This window comes from Agarivorans gilvus, assembly GCF_001420915.1.
GTDB classification, from domain to species: domain Bacteria; phylum Pseudomonadota; class Gammaproteobacteria; order Enterobacterales; family Celerinatantimonadaceae; genus Agarivorans; species Agarivorans gilvus.
Genome location: NZ_CP013021.1, coordinates 879,306 through 904,597, shown reverse-complemented (window position 1 = coordinate 904,597; position 25,292 = coordinate 879,306). Strand labels below are relative to the sequence as shown.

The following is a 25,292-nucleotide window of genomic DNA, read 5'->3' as shown; positions in this document are numbered from 1 at the left end:
TAGAGCCATGGCTTGGTTATTTTTTAAAGGCATTTTTATAGGCATTGAGTAAGCGTTGGCTCAGCTCGTGCTCTGGGTTAGCAAAAAATTGTTCGGTATTCTTTATTTCAACTGCTTTGCCTTGCTGCATCACTAGCACCTTATCTGAAAAATGATGTACCAAGCCTAAGTCATTGGAAACAAATATATAACTGATGGCAAAGCGTTGTTGTAACTCCAACAGTAGGTTAATAATCTGTGCTCTCACAGAGACGTCTAAGGCGGAAAGACTCTCATCAATAACAATGATTTTGGGGTTGAGTATTAAGGCTCTGGCCAGGCCGATCCGCTGTTTCTGGCCACTCGATAACATATTGGGAAAGAATTCCGCATGCTCTTCTAATAAACCCACTAGTCTCAGTGTAGAAACGACCCGCTGTTGCTGCTGCTCAATACTCATAGAGGTGTTGAGTGAGAGTGGCGCAGACAAAATGCGGCCAATATTTGAACGTGGGTTCAATGAGCTATTGGGATCTTGAAAAATCATTCTAATGAGGCGACAACGGCGCGTGTAGTCACCAAAGTTCAAGGCTTCACCATTAACAAAAATATCGCCGCTACTGGGCTTATTAATCCCAGCTATTACCTTTGCCAAGCTGGATTTACCTGAACCGGATTCGCCAATGATGGCTAGGCTTTCGCCCATATTTAAGTCAAAACTTACATCATCTATCGCGGCAAAGCGTTGGCGACTTAGCCAGCCCTTATGGATATATACGTGTTGTGATAAATGTCTAACGTGCAATAAATTAGCCATTGTTACTGGCCTTTTTTTCAATATTTAAGGGGTAGTGGCAGGCGTATTGGTGGCCTTTTAGTTTTCTTAATTTGGGTTGAACTACACATTTACGCTGGGCTTTCGGACACCTTGGGCCTAGGCGACAGCCAATGGGAAGGTGTTGCAGCGCAGGTATTGAACCGGGTAGGCCTGGCAATAGCGCTTTGCGTTCAAAGGGCTTATCGAATTGTGGGGCAGAGCTGAGCAAAGCCGCAGTATAGGGGTGATGGCTGTTGTTCACCACTTGCTCAGAGCGGCCCACTTCGACCATGTGGCCGCAGTAAATCACACTAATGGTATCTGCCAAGTCTGATAAGGTATTTAAGTCATGGCTAATCAGTAAGATGGCGGTGTTGTTTAGCTGATTCAGTTTATGCAGCAGGCGCAAAATTTGACTGGCAGTGGTCACTTCCATTGAAGTGGTGGGTTCGTCAGCCACTAACAGCTTAGGTTGGCCTGCGATGGCCATGGCAATCATCACCTTTTGGCAAAGGCCGTCTGACAATTCATAAGGGTAGCTGCGCATCACTTTGTGGTGATCTTTTACCCCTACTTTGTGTAGTAGGGCTTGAGCTTGTTTTTTCCGCCATTGGAAGCGGCGCCAGAACCCGCCCTTGATATTGTGGCAGGGGATGGCTTCTTCAATTTGCTTACCGACCTCTTCAGAGGGATCAAGACACAAGCTAGGCTCTTGAAAAATCATCGCTATTTCGTTACCCAGAATTTTGCGACGTTGCCTAGTGGTGAGTGACATCAAGTCTACGTCCCTAGACGCATCCGATCTGCTTTGACCGTCCAACTGGGTTTGGTGACGCCTAATAGCGCCTTGGCTATTAGGCTCTTGCCTGAGCCTGATTCGCCGACCAAGGCTTTAATTTCCCCCTCAGCCATGGTGAGGCTTACCTTGTCTACCGCTTTGACAATACCCGTGGGGGTATTGATTTCGATAGTTAGATTACGAATGTCTAACAAGGCCATCAGTCAACTCCCTCTAACATGGCTTGGCGTAAACCTTCTCCCACCATGTTAACACTTAAAATACTCATCATAATGACACAGCCGGGTAGGGTGACTGTCCAAGGTGCGGAGAACAATAGATCTTTACTACCACCTAGCATTGCTCCCCATTCGGGTAAGGGAGCTTGAGCGCCAATACCAATAAAGCCAAGAGCAGTAATGTCGATCAGTGAAGATGAAAAGCTGCGGCTTATTTGAAAAATAATGGAATCAGCAATATTGGGTAATACGCCATTTTTAATAATACGGTAGTTGGTAGCGCCATCTAAGCGGATCGCAGTGATGTACTCTTTTTGTACTTCAGTGGATACGGCTATGTAAGTAAAACGAATAAATTGCGGTATTTGCGCGAGGGCAATGGCGATTAGGGTGTTTTCTAAACCTGGACCTAGAAATGATACCACCATAATGGCAATCAGCAACGATGGAATGGATAGGGCTGTATCCATAACGTGGTGTAGGATACTGGCTTTAATTCCTTTGCTCATGCCGGAAAAAACGCCAATAGGGATGCCAATGAGTGCGGCAACCAATACTACGACTAAACCTCCACCAAAGGTAAGCTGACAGCCATAAATTATTCGGCTTAGCAGGTCGCGGCCTAGGTCGTCGGTACCTAAGAAGTTATCAACGTGGCCACTTTGATTCCAAGAAGGTGGCTGAAATAGATTATCCGTTTGAAAATCTAAGGGGTAGGGGCGATTAGCGGCCCAAATAAGGCCAATAACACAAAGCCTAAAAAGAACCAAAAGCCGATCATGGCAATAGAGTTATCTCGAAAGCGATTGAGTGCCCGCTGTAGAGTACTGGAGACGGTGGTCTCGGCGAATACGTTAGTATTGAGCATAGACTTCTCTTCGGCGTAGTGGGTGGATCAATGCAGTAAAGATATCGGTGAGTACGAAGGTGGTAATTACTAAGGTGGCCACGGCCAACATGCCACCTTGAATGGCCACATAATCCTGCTGGTAAATGCTTGAGATGAGCCAACGGCCAATCCCCGGCCAAGCAAATACTACTTCCAATACCATCGCCATGGTAAGTACATTGCCAAACTGTAAGCCTAAGCTGGGCAGAATAGGCGGAAGAGCATTATGTAAAGCGTGGCGACTAACAATTTGCCATTTTGACAAGCCCTTAGTGGTCGCCGCTTTAATGTAACTTTCGTTCATTACTTTAGCCATGGAATTGGAAAGCTGGCGAATTACCTCGGTGGTGGGAACCACCGCTAAAACCAAGGTGGGTAAAGTTAAGTGATTAATGATGCTAATAAAAGCAGGCCAACGGGCCTGCGGCTCAAGCCAAAATACATCGATAATGCCAAAACCGGTAATTTGGGGAATTTCTAATAGCAAATCGTAACGCCCAGACACTGGAAACCAGCCTAGCATTAGCGAAGAGTTCATCACCAGCAACATAGCCAGCCAAAATACCGGAATGCTGTAACCCACCATGGTAACGCTCAGGATTAAGTTTCTTATCCAGTGTTGGTGGTAAATTCCCGCCAAGGTACCTAGCGGTACTCCGATTAAAAAGGACAACAAAAAGGCCGAAAAGCATAGCTCCAAGGTCGCAGGGAGAAATACTAAAAGTTCGTCAAATACCGGTTTGCCACTGACACTAGATACGCCTAAGTCACCGTTAAGGTTTTGCCAAACAAATTTGAGAAACTGCGCCAGCCAAGAACTATCACTGGCAACATAAATGCTTTGGTTTTGTTGGAAAACAAAGGCAATTAAGTTGATGGCCAAAAAGGTAATAATTAATAAGTTAAGGCGCCGAATTAGGTAACGTAACATAACTTACTTCCTATAGGCGTTGTTAAAAGAAACGCCTCCATAAGGATTCCAAGTAATGCCGGTAATGGTGTCACTGTAAGAATACATTTTTAAAGCATGGGTTAACGGCAGCACGGGGACATCTTGCTCAATGATTTGTTGAATTTTATAGTAATTTCTTAAACGGTCGGCAAGTCTTGTTGAGCTAATTGCCGCGTCGAGTAAGGTTTCTACCTGGCCATTACACCAGCGGCTATAGTTATAGCCTTGCAGTACCGCTTCACAAGCAAATTGCTGCCTGAAAAAGTCATCGGGGTCGCTGTTGTCGGTGGACCAGCCGATCAACAGTAAATCGTAATTGACTTCGGGTTCACGTAAATAGCGACGCAATACCTCCCAGTCAAATAAACGTACGTTAACTTGGTAACCTTGTTCACGTAAGTCATTTCTGATTAACTCGGCCGTTTTATGCGGTTGCGGGTTATAACTGCTGGCTTCATTGAGTACCCAAAACTCGATAGGCTGCTGCTTGGCTTTTTCAATATAGGGGTAAGCTAAATGGTCAGCTTGTGGTGAACGAGACTGGTGACGATAGGCCCAAGAGGAGGCCGATAATACACCGTTGGCAATTTCTGCAGTATTTAAGTATACCGAGTCCACTATCCGCTGCTTATCGATAAGGCCTGCCACATTTCGGCGAACTCGAACATCGGCGAACGGTGGTTTCTGAGTATTAAACGCTAGATAAGACACATTTAAACCAGCCTGTACCGATACCAGTAAATCGTCTCTTTGGCGTAGCACTTCAAGTTGGTTGGCCGCTGGTTGAGCCATCATGTCACATTGCCCAGTTAACAGTTTTGCTAATCGAATCGAGGAAGTTGGCGTAATATCAAATACGAGCTGGTGCATCGGTGGAGCGCCGCGCCAATGCAGCCAATGACGATAATAACGAATAAAGTGATCTTTACGTTGGTTAGCGTAATAGAAAGGCCCTGTGCCGATTGGCTGTTGATCTAACAAGCCTAGTTGATGTTTAGCTTCCAGTTGTTTGGCGTATTCGGCGGACAAAATAACCGCATAGTCACTGGCTAAGCTGGCCAAAAATGCTGCGTCTGGCTGGTTCAATTCAAACTCAACAGAAAATTCAGAAAGTTTGCTTAAATTTTTAATTTTTTTGGCAAAACCAATGTTGTTAAAAAATGGGTAATCACCATCGGCCAAAATATATAGCGGATGGTCTGGGTCAATAATGCGCTGAAAACTCAACATAACATCGTCGGCGTTTAATTCGCGACTGGGGCTAAAGTAATCTGTTTTATGGAAGTGAATGCCTTGGCGCAAATGAAAGCGGTAGCGAAGACCATCTTCACTCACTTCCCAACTATGAGCCACACCTCCCACTAACTGCTGAGTGATAGGGTCAACTTCCACTAGTCGGTCATAAAGGTGACGAGAGGTAACCGCAATAGCGTTAATTGAGCTTTCTAGTTGCGGGTTAAAAGAGTGTGGTGCTGTTTCGGTGCAATAGACTAAACCAAGCTTCTTTACGTTTAATGGTTGTTCACAACCCAGTAGCAACAAAGCGAAGCACATCACTGTGCTAATTGAGAATGCATTCATGTGAAAGCTGATATCCTGATAACTGCTTGATAATTTACCATTAACCCTCAGGGTTACTCAACCAGTGAAAGACCTAGCCATGAGTATTAATTCGATGTTTTTTGATTAAACCCCTTAATTGATGGTAGCTGATTTGCAAGGCTTTGGCGCTTAGGGTTTGTTTATAGTGGTGTTTTTCTAAGGTTTGTTGAATTAGCTTCTTTTCAAAAGCCGCAACTTGCTGGGTAAAACCTAATTCTTGATCAGTAGCTGGGCTGGAGTTAGTGCCGCTGCTAGGGCGCCACGGGGAGGCAAAGGGGTCAAAATCCACATCATTAATGAGCCCTTTGGCGTTACTATTTTCTACTATTGCTCGTTCAACCACATTTTTTAGTTGCCGAATATTGCCTGGCCAAGGGTAGGCCACCAAGCGTTCGATGACCTTAGGATTAAACTGTGGGCGTTGTGAAAAATTTAGCTCTCGAGCCATGTTATTGGCGAAATGTTGCGCTAGCAAGCCGATATCCGCTTGGCGATGGCGTAGCGGAGGAAGCGTTATTACGGCAAAAGATAAGCGGTCGAGTAAATCGGCGCGAAACAGGCCTTGTTCAACCAATTGCGGTAAATCTTGATTAGTGGCACATATTAAGCGCACGTCAACGGCAAGGGTTTTGTTGCTACCGAGACGCTCAATTTTGCCGTATTCAATGGTGCGCAGTAGTTTTTCTTGCACTTGGTTTGGCATCGTGGCCAACTCATCGAGAAATAGCGTGCCTTTATCGGCTTGCTCAAAGCGGCCAATCCGCTGTTGGCTGGCGCCGGTGAAGGCTCCTGCTTGATGGCCAAATAACTCCGATTCTATAAGATTGGGGTTCAGGCTGGCGCAATTCAGGCTAAGGTAGTGCTTATCCCAACGATCCGATAAATAGTGGAGGCGCTCGGCGATGAGTTCTTTACCAGTGCCTCGCTCGCCAATCACCAATATCGGTCGATTCAGCGGTGCCAATAGGGACACCTTATCTAATACTTCAAGAAAGCTAGGGTCGTTACCTAGTAAGCTGGGTTTATCCATTGGTTATTTTGACCAAAAATTGGTTTATTTAACTATATATGGCTTGTGTAAATTTGCCATATTTTAATTTAATTAATGATAAACAATGACTTACTACTTTGGCACAAGATTTGTAATGGTGACTAATGAGAGACAAGCAATCAGCCATATAGGCTAGAGGAGATAATTATGGGTTTGTTTTCACGCTTAGCCGATATTGTGAATGCCAATATCACCGCCATGCTGGATAAAGCAGAAGATCCACAAAAGATGTTACGGCTGATTATTCAAGAGATGGAAGATACCTTGGTAGAAGTACGCGCCAGTACCGCCAAAGTATTAGCCGATAAAAAGCAATTGCATCGAAAGATTGGACAATTACAAGAGCAAGTACAGGACTGGCAAAGTAAGGCTGAACTCGCCTTGAGTCGCCAGCGCGATGATTTAGCTCGGCTGGCCTTAATCGAGAAAAAGCACACCGAGGATTCAATTAAACAGCAGCAGCAAGAATTAGCCGCGGTGGATGAAAGCCTGTCGCAACTACAACAGGAAATTGAGCAATTAGAATTAAAACTCAGTGAATCGCGTAACCGCCAAGCGGGTTTGTTGGCCCGTCAAGCCACGGCGCAAAATCGTCATGCTGTTCGCCAGCAGTTAGATAATGAACGAGCCATTAAGACTCGCGAAAAGTTTGAGCAATTCCAAGCTAAAATTGATCAATTAGAGGCGCGGGCTGAAATGTACGGTCAAACGCAACATCATTCAGATCTAAACAAGCAGTTTTCTGAATTAGGCGCTGATGCTGAAATTGCTGACGAACTCAATAAACTTAAAGAAAAACTTAAGCAGCAATAGGAGAACCTATGCTTACTATGTTGGTTACCCCGTTAATTTTGTTTATGGCGATAGTTGCTCCACTATGGTTGATACTTCATTACAAAAGTAAACGCCAAATTGAAAACGGCATTAGTGAACAAGAGCGAGAGCAATTGAATGTGCTGAGTGCTCGAGCGCAAGAAATGTCGAGCCGACTTAAAGCTTTAGAAGGTATATTGGATGAGAGTGTGCCGCATTGGAGGGAACGTTAATGTTTGATAAGCCCTTATATCGCGATCCTCATAATGGCAAGTTAGCCGGTGTATGTGCGGGTTTAGCACGCAGTTTAGGTGCCGAAACCTGGCTAATTCGTATTCTTGCGGTCACTTTAGCCATCACCAATTTGGGATTGTTTCTGATTATTTATGGCGCGGCATGGTTGTTTTTAGACAAGCCGCCACAGAATTCTTATCAAAACGATGCGGTAACGATTAAAGCAAAGGTGTGGCAGCGAGGTAATACTGCTAGTCAGGCAATAAATGAGCTAGAGCATCAATTTGACGATTTTGAGCTGCGCTTACGCAAGTTAGAAAAGGTGGTGACGGCACGTGATTTTGAACTTCATAGTCAGTTCAAAAACTTATGAAACATATAAAAAAAATCACCAACTTCAAATTAACTCATACAAATATCAATCGACGCTTGGGTTAAGTTAACTTTTTTGGTTAGACTAAAGGAGCAGAAGTAATATTTGAGTTAGGAAACCATGGACTCAATAAGGATTATCGGCGTAATTGAGCGTGTATTACGGATAGATATTAAGTGTCTTCAAAGGTGGCCCTGCCAGCCTATATTGGCCTGTTTAGCGAGGCCTGCATTGTCAAATAGTATAGCGAATCAAGCATGCGCATAGAGTTGAACTGCGAGCAAAATACGCAGGTTTTTAGCGCCGTATTAAATGTTTTAGTTAAGCATGGTTTAGCGCTGCAAGCGATGCAGAGCGCAGACTCCGGGCACTTGTTTTTACACTTAAGTGAATTAGAGCTACCACTCACTCAGCAGTTGCTTAGTGAGTTTCGTTGTTTAAACGGCGTCTCTGACGCGCGTATTGTTTCTGCTTTACCCTCTGAAGTTGAACATAAAGAAGTTCAAATTTTATTGGATAATGTGCCTTATCCCGTCGTGCTGATTGATAAATCCGGTCAAATTCGCCAATTTAATCAAGCCTTTGAACAATCCTGTGGCGATACCCTACAGCCTTTAGCCAGTAGTGATATTGGCAAGCACTTGCGTGGATTTAGTGTTCACCGTTGGTTTGGCAGTGGCTCTGGTAAACGTGAAATTGTAGAAATTCAGTTAAATGGTCGAGTCTACATGGTGGATGTAATTCCACTGTCAGAAACCGCGTTATTTTCCCACCTTCCCGGCGCGATAATGCTATTTAAATCGGCGCATTGGCTGGAATCTAGTTTCGATTTGTCGCAAATCGAGTTAGGGATTAGCGAAGGGCGCTTAGTTGCTAGTAGTGATGAAACTCAAAGTGTATTAAATGCACTTAAACGTTTAGTTGAGCACCCTTTACCCACCTTGTTATTTGGTGAGGCGGGTGTGGGTAAACGCTTTTTAGCGCGGCTGTTGAATGAAATGTCGATGGGCGGCGATGAGCGTTTCCATGTGGTGAGCTGTCATAATCAGGAATACAGCTTGTCGGAGCAGCTGGCAGAAATAGCTGCTGAGCAGCCAAATACCGTATTGTTGACAAATGTTGAACGGCTTAACGGTAGCGAAATCGAAGATGCGGTAAACGCCTTAACAGCCCCTCAACTGGGTATTAAACATTTGATTTTTTCAAGCCGTTATACTCCCGAGCAGTTAGCCGCTCTATGGGGGGGCGATTGTTATTACTCGGTGATCAAAAACAGTATTAACATTCCGCCTTTGCGCCAGCGCAAGGAAGACATTGTTCCTTTAACCCAATCCTGGTTAGATTTTCAATACGCCAAGCATCAGGAAATTCCACCGCCCTTAACTCGCGAAGTAAAACGCTATCTTAGCTCTTTAAGTTGGCCGGGCAACATTCCTCAGTTATATCAGGTATTGCAGGATTCTATCGACATCGGCAGCATGAAGCGCTGGCAGGTCAGCGATATTAAGTATCACCACGAACGGGTGGTGGATAATGTCAGTATCGAAAGCCTATTACAGCAAGATTATCATTCGGCGATGGGCGAGTTTGAACACTTGTTGTTAAGCTATCATTATCCGCAACATCCTAGCTCTCGCTTACTGGCCAAGAAGCTCGGCTTATCTCATACTGCGATTGCCAATAAGCTCAGAGAACATAATATTCGTAATAAACCTGATTTAGATAATTAATTTTGCTCGATTTAGGCAGTTAAAGTCTCGATCTGTGGTTTACCCGTGCGCTGGTTTTGCTATGATGCGGCAAGCAAAAAAATAAACTATGCAACGGAGACGCAAACACAATGAAGACCTATAAGATCGCCTTATTGGCCGGCGACGGCATCGGCCCAGAAGTAATGAAGCAAGCGGTCAAAGTACTTAAAGCGGTTGAAGCGCGTAACCCTGAAGTAGCATTTGAATTGAATGAAGCGCTATTTGGTGCGGTTGCTTACTTCGAAACGGGTAAATCTTTTCCAGCTGAAACTATCGCTATTTGTGATGAGGCGGATGCTATTCTAAAAGGCACTATCGGCCTAAATCACGAAGACTCTAAAAAGATCCCCGTTGATGAGCAACCTGAGCGTGGCGCCTTGTTGCCATTACGTCGTCGTTACAATACTTACGCGAACTTCCGCCCTGTATATTTACCACAAGAACTCGCTCACTTTTCACCACTTAAGCCTGAAGTCATTGGCGACGGCATCGATTTGATGATCATTCGCGAATTAGTGGGTGGCTTGTACTTCGGCGAGAAAGAAGTGGGTAAAGACGATAACGGTAAGCGTTATGTTCGTGAAGTTTTAGAATATGACGAAGACCAAATTCGCGCGATCCTAAAAGTAGGTTTTGAAACCGCCCAGCGTCGTAAAAAAGTGTTGCACAACATTCACAAGAGTAACGTATTGAAGTCAAGTGTGCTGTGGAACGAAATCCTAGAAGAAGTGGCGGTTGACTACCCAGATGTAGAAGTGAAACACATTTTAGTTGATGCGGCTGCGACTTACCTATGTTTGAACCCAGGCCAGTTTGACGTAATGGTAATGGAAAACATGTTTGGTGACATTTTAAGTGACCAAGGCGGCGGTATCTTGGGTTCGCTAGGCCTAATGCCTTCTGCTTGTGTTGGCCCAGAAAAATCATACTACGAGCCTTCTCACGGCAGTGCACCAGACATCGCCGGAAAGAACATTGCTAACCCATACTCAATGATTGGCTCGGTTGCCTTAATGCTAGAGATGAGCTTTGGCATGGAGCAAGAAGCGAAAAACCTATGGCATGCGATGAAGTCAGTATTTGCCAATGGCTACGGCACTCCAGACTTAGCCAAAGGCGAAGATGCCAAGCTTATCGATACCGATGCCTTCGGTGACATGGTAGTGGAAGAGCTTAATAAAACACCTCGCGGCTAAAATTTTTAGCACTAATAAGCCAGCCTGCGGGCTGGTTTTTTGTTTCAGTTAGTGGGAACAATTCAATGAAGAAATCAACCAAACTGGTTACGGCCGGACGCGATAAAAAGTGGACTCAAGGCCTAGTTAATCCACCGGTGACTCGGGCTTCAACCGTGGTGTTTGACAGTGTCAAAGAAATGAAGCAAGCCACCGCGCAACGCCATAATAAAACTTTGTTTTACGGGCGCAGAGGCACCCAAACTCACTTTGCTTTTCAAGAGGCGATGGTTGAGATTGAAGGTGGCGAAGGCTGCGCTTTATATCCTTGTGGCACCGCGGCAATTAGTGGCGCCTTACTGTCTTTTCTCAAGCAGGGCGACCATTTGTTGATGGTCGACACTGCCTATGAGCCTACCCGCGACCTCTGTGATAAATTGCTTAAAGGCTATGGCATCGAAACCACTTATTACGATCCAATGATCGGCGCGGGTATTAGCGAACTCATTCAAAGCAATACTAAAGTTATCTTTTTGGAGTCTCCAGGCTCTTTGACCATGGAAGTGCAAGATAGCCCGGCGATTGTGGCGGCTGCACGAGCGGCGGAACAAGACATTGTAGTTATGCTAGATAATACTTGGGCCTCTCCGCTTAACTTTAGCCCCTTTGATTTCGATATCGACATTTCTATTCAGGCGGCGACTAAGTACATAGTGGGCCACTCAGATGTGATGTTAGGTACCGCGGTGGCGAATAAGCGCTGCTGGGATCAACTACGCGAGAATTCTTACCTATTAGGTCAGTGTACTTCCCCCGACGATATCTATTTGGCGATGCGTGGTTTGCGTACCCTAGGGGTGCGCTTAGCACAGCACCAAAAGAACGCCTTAGAAGTGGCTAAATGGCTTGCTGAGCGCGATGAGGTTGACCATGTGCGTCATCCTGCCTTGGCAAGCTGTCCGGGACATGAGTTTTTCCAACGCGACTTTCAGGGCTCTAGCGGCCTGTTTTCTTTTGTGATGAAGGGGGGCAACCAACAAGCTCTAACGGCCTTACTCGATGGTATGCAGCACTTCAAAATGGGTTTTTCCTGGGGCGGATTTGAAAGTTTGATTATGGGCGTGAACGGTGTCGACAAGCTTCGCACTGCGACTCAGTGGCAAGCCGAAGGTACGTTGATTCGCGTGCACATCGGTTTGGAAGACCCAGCCGATTTAATCGAAGACTTAGCTGCGGGCATCGCTCGCTTTAGCCAACAGCTATAGTCTTTTGGCAGCGTGATGGCCTTGCTACTTACCGACTCGTTGTTGGGGGAGAGGGCAAGGCTATATTGTTTCCGGCCTTCGCCCAGCTTAGTCTTTTTTCAGTGGCAGCCTAACACAAAACTCTACGCCGCTATTGTCGGTAAAGTTTCTGGCGCTGATTTTTCCGCCATGAAACTCGGTGATCAGCCGAGCGATATATAAACCCAAGCCCAAGTGGGGTTTTTGTTGAGCCTGTTGGCTTCTAATTGACACCATCGATTCAAATATCTGTTCGACCATATTGTCTGGCAGGGTGGGACCGTGATTACTAACCAGCAATACCGCATCTTTACTATCCTGCTGAAAGCTTACCTTTATCGCTTTGTTGGGCAGGCTAAATTCCATGGCGTTGGCCACTAGTTTGTCCATTAATTGGGCTATGTACTCCGGTACGCCGACAATTTTCAGCGTATTGGGGCTGATCTCGCAATCAAAGGCTTGCTCGGGGTAGGTATATTGATAACCCTGCATACAGCCGCTAACCACTTTGTTGAGTGGAAATTCGCTGGTTTCTGCTTGGGACAGGCTTTGCTCTAAGCGCGTTGCTTCACTCATATTGTTAAGAATAAGGTTTAAACGTTGCACGCCTTCTTGGGCTCGGTCAACGTACTTCTGGGTATCGTTATCCAAGCTTTGCAAGCTAAGGTGTTCTAAAGAAGAACGTACCACCGCCACCGGAGTGCGCAGTTCATGAGATAGTCGTGATGACATGTTCTCTAGATAATGGGTGTATTGGCTTAAGCGGCTCACAATGTTGGCAAAACTACGCGATAAATCGCCAATTTCATCCTTATGTTTGGCGCCTTTAAAGGTGGCGGTAACCCGACCTTGACTATCAATGGCGCGTTCGGCTTGATCCCTAAGTTTGCGAATGCGGCTGGAAATACTTGAGGCAAACAAAAATAAGCTGAGGGTACCCGCAACCATTACGATGAGGATGATATTGAATAGCCGCTCTAAGGCGCGGTTACGCAGAGTTCTTATGCCGTTGGTGGTCTCTTCGGCAATTACCACCCCCATTACCTGATTGTCTATCCATATTGGGCTGGCCGCAGCCAGTACTACGGCGCGTCCATCGGGAGTTAAACGCCAAGTCGACCCCAGTTTACCGCTTAAGGCTTGCTGAATATGACTGCCTTTTAACTCGGTTGAATCATGCAGGGAGTCAACAAAGTCTTGCGGCGGCTTAGTTAGTATTTTGTAATACAGTGGATGTAAGTAGCGTTGGCTGAATTGGTTCCACCATGAATCGTCATCACTGCGGCTTAGGTCGCGCGCCCATATGCTTTGACTATTGCGAATATCGCCAGATTTGGCCAGCACTCGACCGTGTTTATCAACCACCCAAATGCGCGAACTGTTATGGCGCATGCCTTTGATGATGTTTTCAATTTCTGGGGAGGGGACTAACACCGTGCCGAGTTTATCCACACTATCAATGGCAGAGGTGCCCACGATAGAGCTTAAATGACGCTTGGGTTTACGATTAACGTCATAAATAGAAAAGCCCAGCTTACTGCCCACCATAGTCAGTGGGATCCGCAATTCAATGTTATAGCCCTTGTTTGTTTTGAGCCACTGGCCCTGTATTTTAAGTTCGGGGGTCACCGGTGTGTTTTGACTGGGATCCAGCGGTAGCTCAAAAGCGTTGATCCAGCCATCTTGCTTGGTGGCGACGATGTAGCGGCGAAACTGGCCATCGGGGGCGAGCGTGGCGATGGCTAAGTGGTCGTTATTATCGACGCTCAAGGTATTTTGGCCACGGTAAACTACATCGTGGTCTGTCACCTCAAAATAGGCATAAAGGTAAGCGCCAAATTTGCCCACCATATGGGTGAACTCACTTTGTAAAGGCGCGTTAGGATCTGCTTGATAAATCACGTGGTCGGCAGCATAACGTAGCATGCGGTGTTGGTAGCTCTGCCAGTCATTAAGCTTACCATCGAGCTGAATCGGCCCAGATAAGGGATACGCATATAAATCGCGGCCTTTTTTCACCTGGCTTAAGAAACTGGCTTGGCTATTAAATAGCTTAGGCCGCTCATGCAAGGCGGTGGCCAGCGCTTGGGTAGTGCCTTCTAAGGTTTTTTCTTGGCCTAGGCGCAGGTATTTTTCCATTTCCCAAACGTAGTGGTAGCCCAGCCAAGGCAAGCACAGTAGAAATAACGAAAGGATGCAGACCTTAGCGCGTAGCCCGATAGGTAAAACGGGCAACATTAGGCGAGACTATCCCAGCGATAACCTATGCCATACACCGTATCAATGCATTCAAACTGCGGATCTACGGCAAGAAATTTTTTGCGGATCCGTTTTACGTGGGAGGTGATGGTACTGTCGTCAACATAAATCTTAGCTTCGCTCATTAAGTCTTGGCGGCTGCGCACGTGACCAGGGCGTTTAGCAAGGGCATGGACCATCCAAAATTCGGTAACGGTGAGCTCAATGGCCTGTTGGTTCCATGTCACTTGCATGCGGTTGCCATCAATGGCTAAGGGGCCGCGAGCCAATAAATTATTCTCTTCTATCGCGGCACCGAGCAATTCAGAACGGCGAAACAAAGCTGCGATCCTAGCCACTAAGTGAGGAAAACTAATATCTTTAGTTAGGTAGTCATCGGCGCCTAAGCGTAAGCCGCAAACGGTATCAAAGTCGCTGTCTCGGGCGGTGAGAAAGATGATTGGCAGACTGCTAGACATGGCCCTTAGCGATTGGCACAACGAGAATCCACCATCTATTTCATCTTCTAAGCCAATATCAATAATGGCTAAGTCGGGCAGGCGAGTGGTAAAGGCGGCTAAGGCATGGGGGCGGTTAGCATAAGCCTGCACACTATAACCCTGCTGTTCTAATACTTCTTTGTAGTTTTCCCGAATGGCGACTTCATCTTCGACAATAGCGATCCGTTTCATTGGTAGATTCATTCTCTAAGCTGCTGACCTGCCTAGACTATACATGATTTTTTAAGACCTTTGGTGGCTTCGCGCAAATTGCCATTTTGTTGCCACAATTGATAAGCGAATTGCCATGTTTGCTCCCCGTCCTCGCCACTTCAGCTTGGTTTAATAGCCCTAACAAACGCTTTTAAGCAAATTCATTAATTTAATAGCAACAAGGACACTCTCATGAAAAAGCAATTATTGGCCATTACGGTAATCACTTCTTTAGGTTTTGCTGGGCAGAGCATGGCTGCCGATGCTGTCTCACCAGCGCGAGACGGAAGCAAACCGATGATCGGTTTTGGTTCTGGCGCAGCAGTAGGGGCACTCATTGGCGGGCCGGTAGGGGCGTTTATTGGCGGCTTTACCGGCGTATGGATTGGTAAGTCGGTGGCCGATGAGGAGGCCCTAGCTAGCCAGCAAGCCGAACTAGAACAGCAGCAACAGCAATTGCAAGTATTGGCTAAACGTAGTGCCAACTATGAGTCTTTAAGTGAGCAGCACTCTCGGCTAAATGCGCAATTAAATCAACTTAAAGCCGCCCAACAGCAGAAGTTAGATGAACTGGCGCTAGGGCTTAATGTGCAGTTTAAAACCGGCTCCTCACTGATTGAACCACACTTTAAACAGCAACTTGATGACGTGGTTTATGCCATGAGCTTGGCGCCTGAGCTGAAACTCGACCTAGCGGGTTATGCTGATAGACAAGGTGATGCCAGCTATAACCAAGCCTTGTCGGAACAGCGTTTAGCCGAGGTGCGCCGTTATTTGATTGACAATGGTATTGATGAATCTCGACTTCATTCGCGCGCCTTCGGTGATACCGCACCGCTGAACGCTGAAGCGAGTTTAGAGAATAACTTTTTTGACCGTCGAGTGACTTTAAAGTTGAGCTCTGAGCGTGGCATGTTGGCCGCACAATAAGCTTGCCAGCTAAGGGAGATAGCGCAATGAACATTAGGCTTTTAAGCATAGGTGTGGGTTTATGTCGTGGCTTCTGCCTGGCAGGAGTAGCAAGTTTATTTTGGGCCACATCGGGTGGTTCTAGCCAAGCGGCTCAGTTAGAGCCGCCGTTGACGGAAACAGCCCAGATGGCCGGACTACGTTACCTAGATGCCAATGGTCAGCCTCAATATAATTTACCCTTGCACAGTGAGGTAAAAATGCAGGTGGCGGGCTTAACTAACCGTGTGATGTTAACCCAAACTTTTGTTAACAATAGTGAGGATTGGATTGATGGTAGTTATATGTTCCCTCTACCGAATAATGCAGCAGTAGATAGCATGCAACTACTGATTGGTGAGCACAAAATTGAAGGGCAAATTTTGCAAAAAAAGCTAGCCAAAAAACGCTTTGATGAAGCCAAACAACAAGGCAAACGTGCCAGTTTAGTAGAGCAGTTAAGGCCTAATATTTTTACCACTGCAGTGGCCAATTTGGCGCCGGGTGAGCACTTAAGTGTGACGATTAGTTACCAACAGCAAGTAGACTATCAAGATGGAGTATTTAGTTTTCGCTTTCCGATGTTGGTTAACCCACGTTATACGCCGCCGCAAATATTTGCCGATAGCCAAGCTCGGCCAAGTCATGGTGAAGCTGGGTTTAATTGGTCTTTTACCTCGCTGTTGCAGCAGCCTAAACTTAACGCTAGTACTGGCCAGCTCAAGCAGCAGCTTCAGTTGTTACAACATAGTGCAGAGCAGTACGCGCGAGGGGCAGATAGCCGTGGCTTAAGCCTAGATCTCAATATCAATTTAAACCCCGGCTTTGAACTGGCGCGTTTAGACAGTCTATATCATAAAATGACAAGCCTGACGCGCAGTGATGGCAGTATCGATATTCAGGTAGAGAATACCCTGCCCAATAAGGATTTTGTATTAAGTTGGCAGCCCATAGTTGGCGCGCGCCCAGAAGCGGCGCTGTATACGCAGCGCGGGCGTAGCCATTCCCCAGCTGAATCTGCGGCGCAGCATGATTATGCTCTACTGATGTTGATGCCGCCACAAGAGCAAGCGGCTGAGGCGCTGGAGTTGGCTCGCGAGTTGATTTTGGTGATTGATACCTCGGGCTCGATGTCTGGACAATCCATTAGCCAAGCACGCGAAGCTTTACATGAGGCCTTGAGCGGCTTAAGCGCTAAAGACCGCTTCAATATTATTGAATTTAATTCCTATGTTCGAGCTATGGCAACTCAACTTTTGGCGGTAAACGCCAGCAACATGCGCCGCGCTAGAGCCTTTGTAAATAGTCTGCATGCCGATGGTGGTACCCAAATGTATCCAGCCATTGAAGCTGCCTTGGCCAGAACCGGACAGGCAGAATCGTCGCCAGATGTTTTACGCCAGGTGATTTTTATTACCGACGGAGCGGTGAGTAATGAGCAGGCTTTATTTGATTTGATCCGCAACGATTTAGCCGACAGTCGTTTTTTTACCATCGGCATTGGCTCGGCCCCTAATTCACACTTTATGCAGCGAGCCGCTGAGTTGGGTAAGGGCACCTTCAGTTATATTGGTAAGCAATCCGAGGTGAAACAGCAAATCACCGAACTGTTTAACAAGATTGCTCACCCCGTGGTGAAGGACATCAGGTTACAGTTTGCTGACGGCACGGTGCCAGAATATTGGCCAGTGAACATTCCCGATCTCTATTTAGGCCAGCCAGTCATGGTGAGTATGAAGATACCCAGTGGTTCGCAGCAGCAGGTCGTTGTGAGCGGTGAAATACAAGGTCAGTATTGGCAGCGTAGCTTAAACTTGCGCTCATCACAGCGCTCGGCAGGTTTAGACCTATTGTGGGCAAGACAATATATTGCGGCTTTGGAGTTACATAAGACCGCGGCGGATGAAAGTCGCGTAGAGCAGCAAGTATTGGCATTGGCACTTAAGTATCATTTAGTGAGTTCGCAAACTAGCTTAGTCGCAGTAGATGTCACTGCCCATAAACCGCAAGGTATTGATAGCCGCCAGCAGCGGATTGCCAGTGGCATGCCCGAGGGTTGGTTAAGGCCTGCAATGTTGCCGCAAACAGCCACTTCAAGCCGTTTAAGTTTGCTGTTAGGCGCTCTGCTAACTTTACTCAGCCTACTGGTTTATTACCTAACACGATATACCTCTCTAGCGCAGCGTTTCGCCGCTTAAACAACTCGGCATAGCGCCGTCTAAACGGCGCTTTGTTCAACCTAGACTTATTTTTGTCACATAGGTAAATGCTATGAATATCAGTTTTTTAGCTAAGCACCCTTTGCCTAGCAGTTTGTTTTTACTCGGGGTTTTAGTGTTAGGCCATGGGTTATATATACAAGCCAAGGCTTACTTGGCGCAGTTTTTAATTGCTCAAGCGTGGCAAAGTACCTTGGCCGATCAACAAGTTCACAAACCTTGGTACTGGGCTGATACCTATCCGGTAGCCAAGTTGAGTTTTGTGACCAAACAAGAAAGCATCGCCTTTAAGCATCAGTTGGAATCTGTGTATGTATTAGCGGGCGCGTCGGGGCGCACCTTGGCTTTTGGCCCAGGGCTAGTGCTGAGTGGTGCGGCAATTGGAGAGGTCGGCAATACCATTATTGCCGGCCATCGAGACACCCACTTCGCTCGCTTGGCGGCGATCAACAAAGGCGATTTATTGCAGCTAGAGGCGCGTGATGGCCAGCAGCTACTCTATCAGGTGGTGAATACTCAAATCGCTCACCAAAGTGAAACGCGGTTTATGGCGCCAAGCGATGATAATCGAATCACGCTAATTACTTGTTATCCGTTTAACCAATTAAGCGGTGGGGCAGAGCAACGTTATATTGTTGAGGCATTATTGGTGAGTAAGCCGAAGCTAATCTAGTATTGCTTTAGTTACACTGAGTTTACTTTACCGCAGATAGCAAAAAGCCCGTAACTCATTGAGCTACGGGCTATTATATGGTCGGAACGAGAGGATTTGAACCTCCGACCCCCGACACCCCATGACGGTGCGCTACCAGGCTGCGCTACGTTCCGAATTGAGCTGTGAATTTACTTAGCTATCGACGTGCTGTCAATACACGCCGACGAATTTTATGTTTAAGTGCTCAGCGAATAGACAAATTAAGGTTCAGCTTGATAAAAACGTTTCAAGTCGTTGAAAACTTGAACCAACATTGGCACCGAAACTCTAGCTGAACTAGTGGTTAAATCACGGTCATATACCTGATAACTACCGGAGTGGTTAAACAAGGTGATTTGGTTTTCTTGCACTACCGCTTGTTGCTCTTGGTTGCCGATTAATATCCAGTCACGTTTACGCTGTTTAAAGATATTTTGGCCATTGCTGTAACTACGGCTGTTTGACGTTACCGCGAGCATATCTTGTAATAAGGTTGGCACTATGTCGTGATGACTGGTATCACGATGGTGCAAGCTAGGGGCTCGCTCTGGCCAAGAGATGAATAACGGTACTTGAGTTTGATAGCGGCTAAAGTTGCTACCGTTACCCCAATAGTTGTTATTTTTATCATTCAGCTCATTGGCGTAATCAGAGGTAAATACTACGATGGTGTTTTCCATCTGGCCACTTGCTTTAAGTGCTTCGTATACCAAACTCAGTTTTTGATCTACTACTTCTGCTGCCTTGTTGTAATACTGTTTAATTGTTTCAGCTGTTACTTGTTTCATGACTTGACCGCTTCCATCGTCGTAGGCGGCTACACCATTTAAGTAGAGGAAGTTAAACCAAGGGAGCTGGGCATATTGGCTTTGTTGCCAATCTAGCCAATCCTGTATTACTTGTGTATCACCTTCTGCGCCACCAGGTAGAGCGCGCATGTTTAGGTTGCTCAAAGAACTAAAGGCGCTTCCTGCTAATTCTGGTCGGTTGAGCCCTTGGCTTGAAAACAACTGTATTTGGTAGTTATGCGCTTGTAGGGCATCAATTAATACCGAGCTTTGATGACTTGATTTTATGCTTGGCCAATAGCTACTAGGCAAACCATAAAACAGACTAAACAAGCCTTCTTGCGCTTGGTTGCTACCACTAAAATGACTAAAGAATTGGCTAGAGCGTTTCGCTAGTCGCCAGCTATTAGGCATTGTTTGCTGGTTCAACATGTCCCAACGTAAACCTTCAACAACAACTAGTAGCAGGTTGTAGCGTTGTTCAAGTGGAGCATATTTTAGTGGAGTTAGTGGGTATTTTAGCTCACCTTGACGTGCTTCATTTTGCGCTTGAGCTTGCTTGTAATAAGCATCTACATCGAAGATACCTTGTTCTTGAAGAAAGCTACGGGCAGTAAGAGGGTAGAACAAGGGGTAGTTGTTTTTTTGTCTAGTAATGGCTTGATAGTTAGTGGCATCGGCCCAAGCATGTACCAAGTGGGTCAATAGAAAACATACGAACAGTAGCGCCGCAATAGGCACACCAAAATGCTTGTGTTCTAGACGGCGTAGGTATTTCCAGCATAAACGAGCCAGCCAAAGTTCCAATAAGAAGATAAAAGGCACCGAGGCAAACAGAAAGTTAAGCGTATTAGCTTGGCTGTTTTGCTCTTCATCAATTAATAACTGAAATAAGGCTGGGTTAAGATGCAGACCAAAATTGGCAAACAGTTCTGTATCTACAATTAATAAACTAATACCAATGGTGGCGAATAGCGCACCGATGAAACGCATTGAGCGATTGCTTGGTATGATGAAACTTAAGGGGAATAACGTGAGTAGGAAGATCACAAAGGCAATGAAGGAAAACTGCCCCAGCCAACTCACTAATAAATAGCTTTGCCCTAAAAAGGTTTCCGGTGGCGGAACCAATACTAGATAGCGTAGCCCGACGATTAAGGCGAAAATAATATTAGTTAAACAAAACCAATGGCCCCAGCTAATCAGCTGGGAAACTTTATCGCGGTACTGTTTTGAGCTACTTACCATTAGAGCTAAATATTCCTTTACTTATTGTCGATAGAGCTTTTCAGCGCTTTAGCAAAGCCTTCACTGAGTTTTTCCCTATGCTCAGGGGCTACACGCTGATTGATGATGCAGGTGGCCGCATTGCCAAGAACCATTAGCGCGAGATCTGGCTTGATATCGGGTTTGTCGATTACTTGGAGTACTTGATTAAGTAATTGTTCCACTTGCTGGTTGGAATATTTTGAAACTATTGCCATTTCTTCTCTGCAAATTTGCTGTTAAAGACGCGTATAATAACCCACCTCGTCAGCAAACACTAACAGTTAGAGACTATGAGCATTTCATTAAAACACCTTATTTTACATTCATTAGAGCTGAGCCTAGATGGCGCGATTGAACTTCAGGCACGCGCTGAAGAAATGGCGCATAGCGATGCCGCTTTAGAGCTTATCGAGAGCCTGCACTTAAATTACAGCGGCCGGGCGGCTAAAGGCTTTGGCTACTATAACGAAGAGAACACCAGCCCATTTAAGCAGCAGTTGAATGGTCTGTTGGAGGCAAGCCTAGATTTTCATCGTTACAGTGTGGATGCTGGACAAGTATTAGTAGAAGAGCTGCGAAAATATGACTTTATTGAGCAAGGCGTATTGCTATTTGCCCAATATGAGCATGTTGCTGGTGAGTATTTATTGATTATGCTGCTAGAGAATAAAACATCGCCGGCGGTGAACGAAAGTTTAGAACTGACCGCTAGTCGCTATTTGGAAACCAGCTCAATTCAGTTGGCGGCAAGAATCGATATTACTGATATGCAGCGTAATCCAGAATCGAAACGCTATGTGTCTTATATAAAAGGACGAGCAGGGCGAAAAATAGCCGACTTTTTTGTGGAATTCTTGGGTTGTGATGATGGGCTTGACGTAAAACTGCAAAACACCGTGTTAATGCAAGCTGTCGACGATTATTGTCAAGCAACTCAATTAGATAAAGAAGAGAAGCAGGCATATAAAGACGAAGTAAAGACCTACTGTGAGCAACAGCTAAAAGAGGGCCAGGAAATCGTTGTTGGCGAGTTGGCCAAAGCCTTACCCAAAGCTGAAGAAAATGTTGATTTCTATCAATTTGCTGCAGAAAACTATCCGCTTGAAGAGCAATTTCCTGCTGATCGCACCGCGCTAAAAAAACTGGCGAAGTGTTTCGGTCAAGGAAAGGGAGTTTCGGTTAGTTTTGAACAAAAACTGCTCGGAGAGCGTGTTTTTTACGATGAAGCAAGCGATACATTGACCATTGTGGGGATCCCTCCTAACTTAAGAGAACAGTTAAAAAATAATAAATAGCTTAATTAAAAACCTTGAAAAGGTTATCACTTTCATTTGTGTAGTAAAATTACCACATGGAAAGGTTTTCAATGGTTTTTGTTGGCTATTATGTTGTTTTATTACCACCGTTGAGTGATAAAATCACCTTCGGAGGCGTGTGCCGCCTTGCTTTTGCGGTTTGTAATATAATTTCAAAAGTGCGAGCTGAGTCATGTGCGCTTTCATCCTTTTGGGCTAGAATCAGCCCCAGCAAGTTATGCTTGCGACCTAAAAATCATAACGACAGTTAAGGAAAGGCTAATGAAAAAGACAATTCTTGCATCTGCTATTGCGGTTGCTTCTTTAGGCATGGCGGCTAACGCTTTTGCCGCAATTGAAGAAGGCCAGTTGACCATTTGGGTAAATGGCGACAAAGGCTATAACGGCTTAGCTGAAGTAGGTAAACGCTTTGAAGCTGATACTGGTGTTAAAGTAAGTGTTGCACACCCAGATGACGCCCCAGGAAAATTCCAGCAAGCGGCTTCTACAGGCTCTGGCCCAGATATCTTCTTATGGGCACACGACCGCTTTGGTGACTGGGTTGACGCGGGTCTATTAACTGAGGTTAAACCAAGTGCTGAGAAAAAAGCTGCAGTTGAAGATTTCGCTTGGGATGCTGTAACCATTAACGGCAAAATCTACGGTTACCCAATCGCTATCGAAGCGGTAGGCCTTATTTACAACAAAGATTTGGTTCCAAACCCACCTAAGACTTGGGAAGAAATCCCTGCTCTTGATACAGAACTTCAAAAATCTGGCAAGCACGCTATCTTGTGGGATTACAACAATACTTACTTCACATGGCCATTGCTAGCTGCTAACGGTGGTTACATCTTTAAATACGAAAACGGCGCTTACGACACTAAAGATACTGGTGTAGCAACACCTGGTGCTAAAATGGGCGCTAAAGTTATTAAAGACTTAATTGACAACGGTCATATGCCAAAAGGCGCTGACTATGGTGTAATGGATTCTGCCTTTAACAAAGGTGAAGTAGCCATGGTTATCAACGGTCCTTGGGCTTGGGATAACATGGAAAAAAGTGGCATCAACTACGGTGTAACTTACATTCCAACTATCAACGGTAACAAAGCTAAGCCAATGGTAGGTGTATTGGCTGGTGCAATTAACTCTGCATCTCCAAACTCTGACTTAGCCATTGAGTTCCTAGAGAACTACCTTGTTACTGATGAAGGTTTGAAAACTGTGAATGACGATGTACCACTTGGTGCGGTAGCGCTTAAGTCTTACATGGAACAGCTTTCAAGCGACCCACGCATCGCTGCCACTTTCGCAAACGCTCAAGATGGTGAGCCAATGCCTAACGTAGCTGCTATGGGTAAATTCTGGTCTGCGATGGCAACATCTCTAACCAACATTACTAGTGGTCGTCAGCCTCTAGATAAAGCACTTGACGCTGCTGCGCGTCGTATAGCGAAATAATACGGTCATATTATTTCGGTCAGGAGGAGGATATTGGTCTATCCTCCTCTTTATTAATTTCGGTCTAAAACAAAGGTTGTACATAAAATGGGTCTTTCTGCGTCTCCAGGTTTTATGCAGGGCAAATACGCCTGGCTAAAACTTCTGCTGGTCACCGCGATTGTATTGCTTAACGGCTATGCGATTGTGTTGATGTATGCAGGTGGTGAATATGCATTTGCATTGCTCACCCTTGTTGTTGTTTCTACCGGCGTATATGTTTTTGTAAATCAAAAAACATATGCCCATCGATATATTTTCCCCGGTATTGCTGGCATGGTGGTGTTTATTATCTTCCCCTTGGCCTATACCGTCGGTATTGCGTTTACCAACTACAGCGGAACTAACTTGTTGTCGCTTGAGCGGGTAGAGCAGTTACATAGCCAGAAGACTTATATGGCAAAAGGAGGTTCATTTGACTTCCAATTGCATCAAGATGTTTCTGGTAAATATGTATTGGCGCTTACTCAAGACGATACCTTATATACTTCTCGTCTTGTTGATATGGTGTCTAATGCCGATATTCGCGCTCAAAAATTAACACTTGATACTCAACGGATTAAGTTACAAGTGGCTGATAGCGCACCTGCATCAGACGTTGCTCCTATTAAAGATGTTATCTCTCATCGTCAATTCTTGAATAGCGTGATACTGGTTACCCCTAAAGGTGACGAGCTAGTTATGAATGGTCTGCGTAAATTCTCAGCCATGAAGCCGCTTTATACTCGTTTAGAAGATGGTGTAGTGCTTAAAGAAAGCGGCGCGATTATTGATGGTCCTTCTATTCTGCGCAATAACCAAACTGGTCAAATCATGTTGCCAAACATGGAGATTGGTTACTATCAGTACATTAACGATGAAGGTGAATTTGTTGGTGACCGTTTAGCACCTGGCTTTGTAGTTGGTGTGGGTTGGAAAAACTTCGACCGCGTTCTTACCGACAACGGTATTAAAGAACCTTTTATTCAAATCTTCATTTGGACAGTTATTTTTGCCGCCGGTTCAGTAGCCTTTACGCTAGCCATCGGTATGGTGTTAGCCTGTCTGATTCAGTGGGAAGAGCTTAAAGGGCGTGCGATTTACCGCGTTGTTCTCATTCTTCCTTATGCCATCCCCGCGTTTATCTCCATCCTCGTATTTAAGGGTTTGTTTAACCAAAACTTCGGTGAGATTAACGCTATTCTAGAGTCATTATTTGGTATTAAACCCGATTGGTTTACTGATCCACTAATGGCCAAATCAATGATTTTGATTGTGAACACTTGGTTGGGTTACCCCTACATGATGATCTTATGTTTGGGTATGCTTAAATCTATTCCTGAAGACTTATATGAAGCTTCAGCAATGGACGGCGCCGGCCCAATTAGTAACTTCTTCAATATTACTGTTCCACTATTAATGAAACCATTAACGCCGTTGTTGGTTGCTTCGTTTGCATTTAACTTCAACAACTTCGTATTGATTCAGTTGTTAACAAATGGTGGTCCTGACATTATTGGTGCCTCGACACCTGCTGGTACAACCGACTTACTAGTAAGTTATACCTACCGTATTGCCTTCCAAGGTGATGGTGGTCAGGACTACGGCTTAGCCAGTGCCATTGCTACCCTAATCTTCATTGTTGTGGGTGCACTAGCATTGATTAACTTGAAACTAACTAAATCTGAAGACAGAGCAGCATAAGGAGCA

The 25,292-nt window shown here is 45.5% G+C and carries 22 protein-coding genes, 1 tRNA gene and 1 pseudogene; 12 read left to right on the top strand and 12 right to left on the bottom strand.

Annotated features, from left to right (window positions below):
• Nucleotides 1-16: 16 nt before the first annotated feature.
• From AR383_RS04235 to pspF, 7 genes and pseudogenes are all read right to left on the bottom strand, one after another.
• The gene (locus AR383_RS04235) at nucleotides 17-796 is read right to left on the bottom strand and encodes a peptide ABC transporter ATP-binding protein (RefSeq protein ID WP_055732005.1); all 780 of its coding nucleotides are present in this window, start codon (nucleotides 794-796) and stop codon (nucleotides 17-19) included.
• A pseudogene (locus AR383_RS22315) lies at nucleotides 789-1,795 on the bottom strand (peptide ABC transporter ATP-binding protein). Before AR383_RS22315 ends, AR383_RS04235 begins: the two are co-directional and overlap by 8 nt.
• Nucleotides 1,795-2,583: an ABC transporter permease subunit gene (locus AR383_RS21930; RefSeq protein ID WP_335338386.1), complete on the bottom strand. Its 789-nt coding sequence runs from the start codon at nucleotides 2,581-2,583 to the stop codon at nucleotides 1,795-1,797. The pseudogene AR383_RS22315 and the gene AR383_RS21930 overlap by 1 nt, the downstream one beginning before the upstream one ends.
• Nucleotides 2,520-2,681: a hypothetical protein gene (locus tag AR383_RS22565; RefSeq protein ID WP_335338385.1), complete on the bottom strand. Its 162-nt coding sequence runs from the start codon at nucleotides 2,679-2,681 to the stop codon at nucleotides 2,520-2,522. The genes AR383_RS21930 and AR383_RS22565 overlap by 64 nt, the downstream gene beginning before the upstream one ends.
• Nucleotides 2,668-3,633: an ABC transporter permease gene (locus AR383_RS04220; protein WP_055732004.1), complete on the bottom strand. Its 966-nt coding sequence runs from the start codon at nucleotides 3,631-3,633 to the stop codon at nucleotides 2,668-2,670. Before AR383_RS04220 ends, AR383_RS22565 begins: the two co-directional genes overlap by 14 nt.
• 3 nt (nucleotides 3,634-3,636) lie before the next feature.
• Complete coding sequence (locus AR383_RS04215; protein ID WP_055732003.1) at nucleotides 3,637-5,235, bottom strand: ABC transporter substrate-binding protein; 1,599 nt, start codon at nucleotides 5,233-5,235, stop codon at nucleotides 3,637-3,639.
• Between the two features lie 73 nt (nucleotides 5,236-5,308).
• Entirely contained in the window at nucleotides 5,309-6,286 is a 978-nt protein-coding gene (gene pspF / locus AR383_RS04210) for a phage shock protein operon transcriptional activator (protein ID WP_055732002.1), read from the bottom strand.
• 168 nt (nucleotides 6,287-6,454) lie between these two features.
• Here pspF and pspA point away from each other — a divergent pair, with 168 nt between their 5' ends.
• The 6 genes from pspA to AR383_RS04180 all read left to right on the top strand — a co-directional run bounded on the left by pspA (nucleotide 6,455) and on the right by AR383_RS04180 (nucleotide 11,918).
• On the top strand, nucleotides 6,455-7,120 hold the full coding sequence (gene pspA / locus AR383_RS04205) for a phage shock protein PspA (protein ID WP_055732001.1): 666 nt from the start codon (nucleotides 6,455-6,457) through the stop codon (nucleotides 7,118-7,120).
• 8 nt (nucleotides 7,121-7,128) lie between these two features.
• Nucleotides 7,129-7,353, top strand: coding sequence for an envelope stress response membrane protein PspB (gene pspB, locus AR383_RS04200; RefSeq protein WP_055732000.1), 225 nt, complete (start codon nucleotides 7,129-7,131; stop codon nucleotides 7,351-7,353).
• Nucleotides 7,353-7,727 (top strand): envelope stress response membrane protein PspC, encoded by a 375-nt coding sequence (pspC, locus tag AR383_RS04195; protein ID WP_055731999.1) that lies wholly within the window; start codon nucleotides 7,353-7,355, stop codon nucleotides 7,725-7,727. The genes pspB and pspC overlap by 1 nt, the downstream gene beginning before the upstream one ends.
• Before the next feature lie 257 nt (nucleotides 7,728-7,984).
• A complete protein-coding gene (locus AR383_RS04190; RefSeq protein WP_055731998.1) occupies nucleotides 7,985-9,457 on the top strand; it encodes a TyrR/PhhR family helix-turn-helix DNA-binding protein in 1,473 nt (490 codons plus the stop codon).
• Nucleotides 9,458-9,567: 110 nt separating this feature from the next.
• The gene (gene leuB, locus AR383_RS04185; protein WP_055731997.1) at nucleotides 9,568-10,674 is read left to right on the top strand and encodes a 3-isopropylmalate dehydrogenase; all 1,107 of its coding nucleotides are present in this window, start codon (nucleotides 9,568-9,570) and stop codon (nucleotides 10,672-10,674) included.
• 65 nt (nucleotides 10,675-10,739) lie between these two features.
• Complete coding sequence (locus AR383_RS04180) at nucleotides 10,740-11,918, top strand: cystathionine beta-lyase (protein WP_055731996.1); 1,179 nt, start codon at nucleotides 10,740-10,742, stop codon at nucleotides 11,916-11,918.
• A gap of 87 nt (nucleotides 11,919-12,005) precedes the next feature.
• Here AR383_RS04180 and pdsS read toward each other — a convergent pair whose 3' ends face one another.
• On the bottom strand, nucleotides 12,006-14,171 hold the full coding sequence (gene pdsS, locus AR383_RS04175; protein WP_373869495.1) for a proteobacterial dedicated sortase system histidine kinase: 2,166 nt from the start codon (nucleotides 14,169-14,171) through the stop codon (nucleotides 12,006-12,008).
• Nucleotides 14,172-14,173: 2 nt separating this feature from the next.
• Nucleotides 14,174-14,866: a proteobacterial dedicated sortase system response regulator gene (pdsR, locus tag AR383_RS04170; RefSeq protein WP_055731994.1), complete on the bottom strand. Its 693-nt coding sequence runs from the start codon at nucleotides 14,864-14,866 to the stop codon at nucleotides 14,174-14,176.
• Between the two features lie 213 nt (nucleotides 14,867-15,079).
• Between pdsR and pdsO the strand changes: the two genes are divergently transcribed.
• The 3 genes from pdsO to AR383_RS04155 all read left to right on the top strand — a co-directional run bounded on the left by pdsO (nucleotide 15,080) and on the right by AR383_RS04155 (nucleotide 18,727).
• On the top strand, nucleotides 15,080-15,817 hold the full coding sequence (gene pdsO / locus AR383_RS04165; protein WP_055731993.1) for a sortase-associated OmpA-like protein PdsO: 738 nt from the start codon (nucleotides 15,080-15,082) through the stop codon (nucleotides 15,815-15,817).
• Nucleotides 15,818-15,843: 26 nt separating this feature from the next.
• Nucleotides 15,844-18,033, top strand: a complete 2,190-nt coding sequence (locus tag AR383_RS04160) for a marine proteobacterial sortase target protein (protein ID WP_055731992.1) — start codon at nucleotides 15,844-15,846, stop codon at nucleotides 18,031-18,033.
• 73 nt (nucleotides 18,034-18,106) lie between these two features.
• Nucleotides 18,107-18,727: a class GN sortase gene (locus AR383_RS04155; protein ID WP_055731991.1), complete on the top strand. Its 621-nt coding sequence runs from the start codon at nucleotides 18,107-18,109 to the stop codon at nucleotides 18,725-18,727.
• A gap of 78 nt (nucleotides 18,728-18,805) precedes the next feature.
• Here the strand turns inward: AR383_RS04155 and AR383_RS04150 are convergent.
• From AR383_RS04150 to AR383_RS04140, 3 genes are all read right to left on the bottom strand, one after another.
• Nucleotides 18,806-18,882: transfer RNA gene (locus AR383_RS04150), tRNA-Pro, on the bottom strand.
• 87 nt (nucleotides 18,883-18,969) lie between these two features.
• Entirely contained in the window at nucleotides 18,970-20,784 is a 1,815-nt protein-coding gene (locus tag AR383_RS04145) for a DUF3413 domain-containing protein (RefSeq protein WP_055731990.1), read from the bottom strand.
• Between the two features lie 17 nt (nucleotides 20,785-20,801).
• The gene (locus AR383_RS04140) at nucleotides 20,802-21,020 is read right to left on the bottom strand and encodes a YejL family protein (RefSeq protein ID WP_055731989.1); all 219 of its coding nucleotides are present in this window, start codon (nucleotides 21,018-21,020) and stop codon (nucleotides 20,802-20,804) included.
• Between the two features lie 75 nt (nucleotides 21,021-21,095).
• On the opposite strand from AR383_RS04140, the gene yejK reads away from it, so the two are divergent.
• The 3 genes from yejK (at nucleotide 21,096) to malF (ending at nucleotide 25,286) form a co-directional block, all read left to right on the top strand.
• Entirely contained in the window at nucleotides 21,096-22,100 is a 1,005-nt protein-coding gene (yejK, locus tag AR383_RS04135; RefSeq protein WP_055731988.1) for a nucleoid-associated protein YejK, read from the top strand.
• Between the two features lie 282 nt (nucleotides 22,101-22,382).
• Nucleotides 22,383-23,564 carry a maltose/maltodextrin ABC transporter substrate-binding protein MalE gene (gene malE / locus AR383_RS04130; protein ID WP_055731987.1) on the top strand — a complete coding sequence of 394 codons (1,182 nt, stop codon included), beginning with the start codon at nucleotides 22,383-22,385 and terminating at the stop codon, nucleotides 23,562-23,564.
• 87 nt (nucleotides 23,565-23,651) lie between these two features.
• On the top strand, nucleotides 23,652-25,286 hold the full coding sequence (gene malF / locus AR383_RS04125) for a maltose ABC transporter permease MalF (protein WP_055731986.1): 1,635 nt from the start codon (nucleotides 23,652-23,654) through the stop codon (nucleotides 25,284-25,286).
• Nucleotides 25,287-25,292 lie beyond the last annotated feature (6 nt).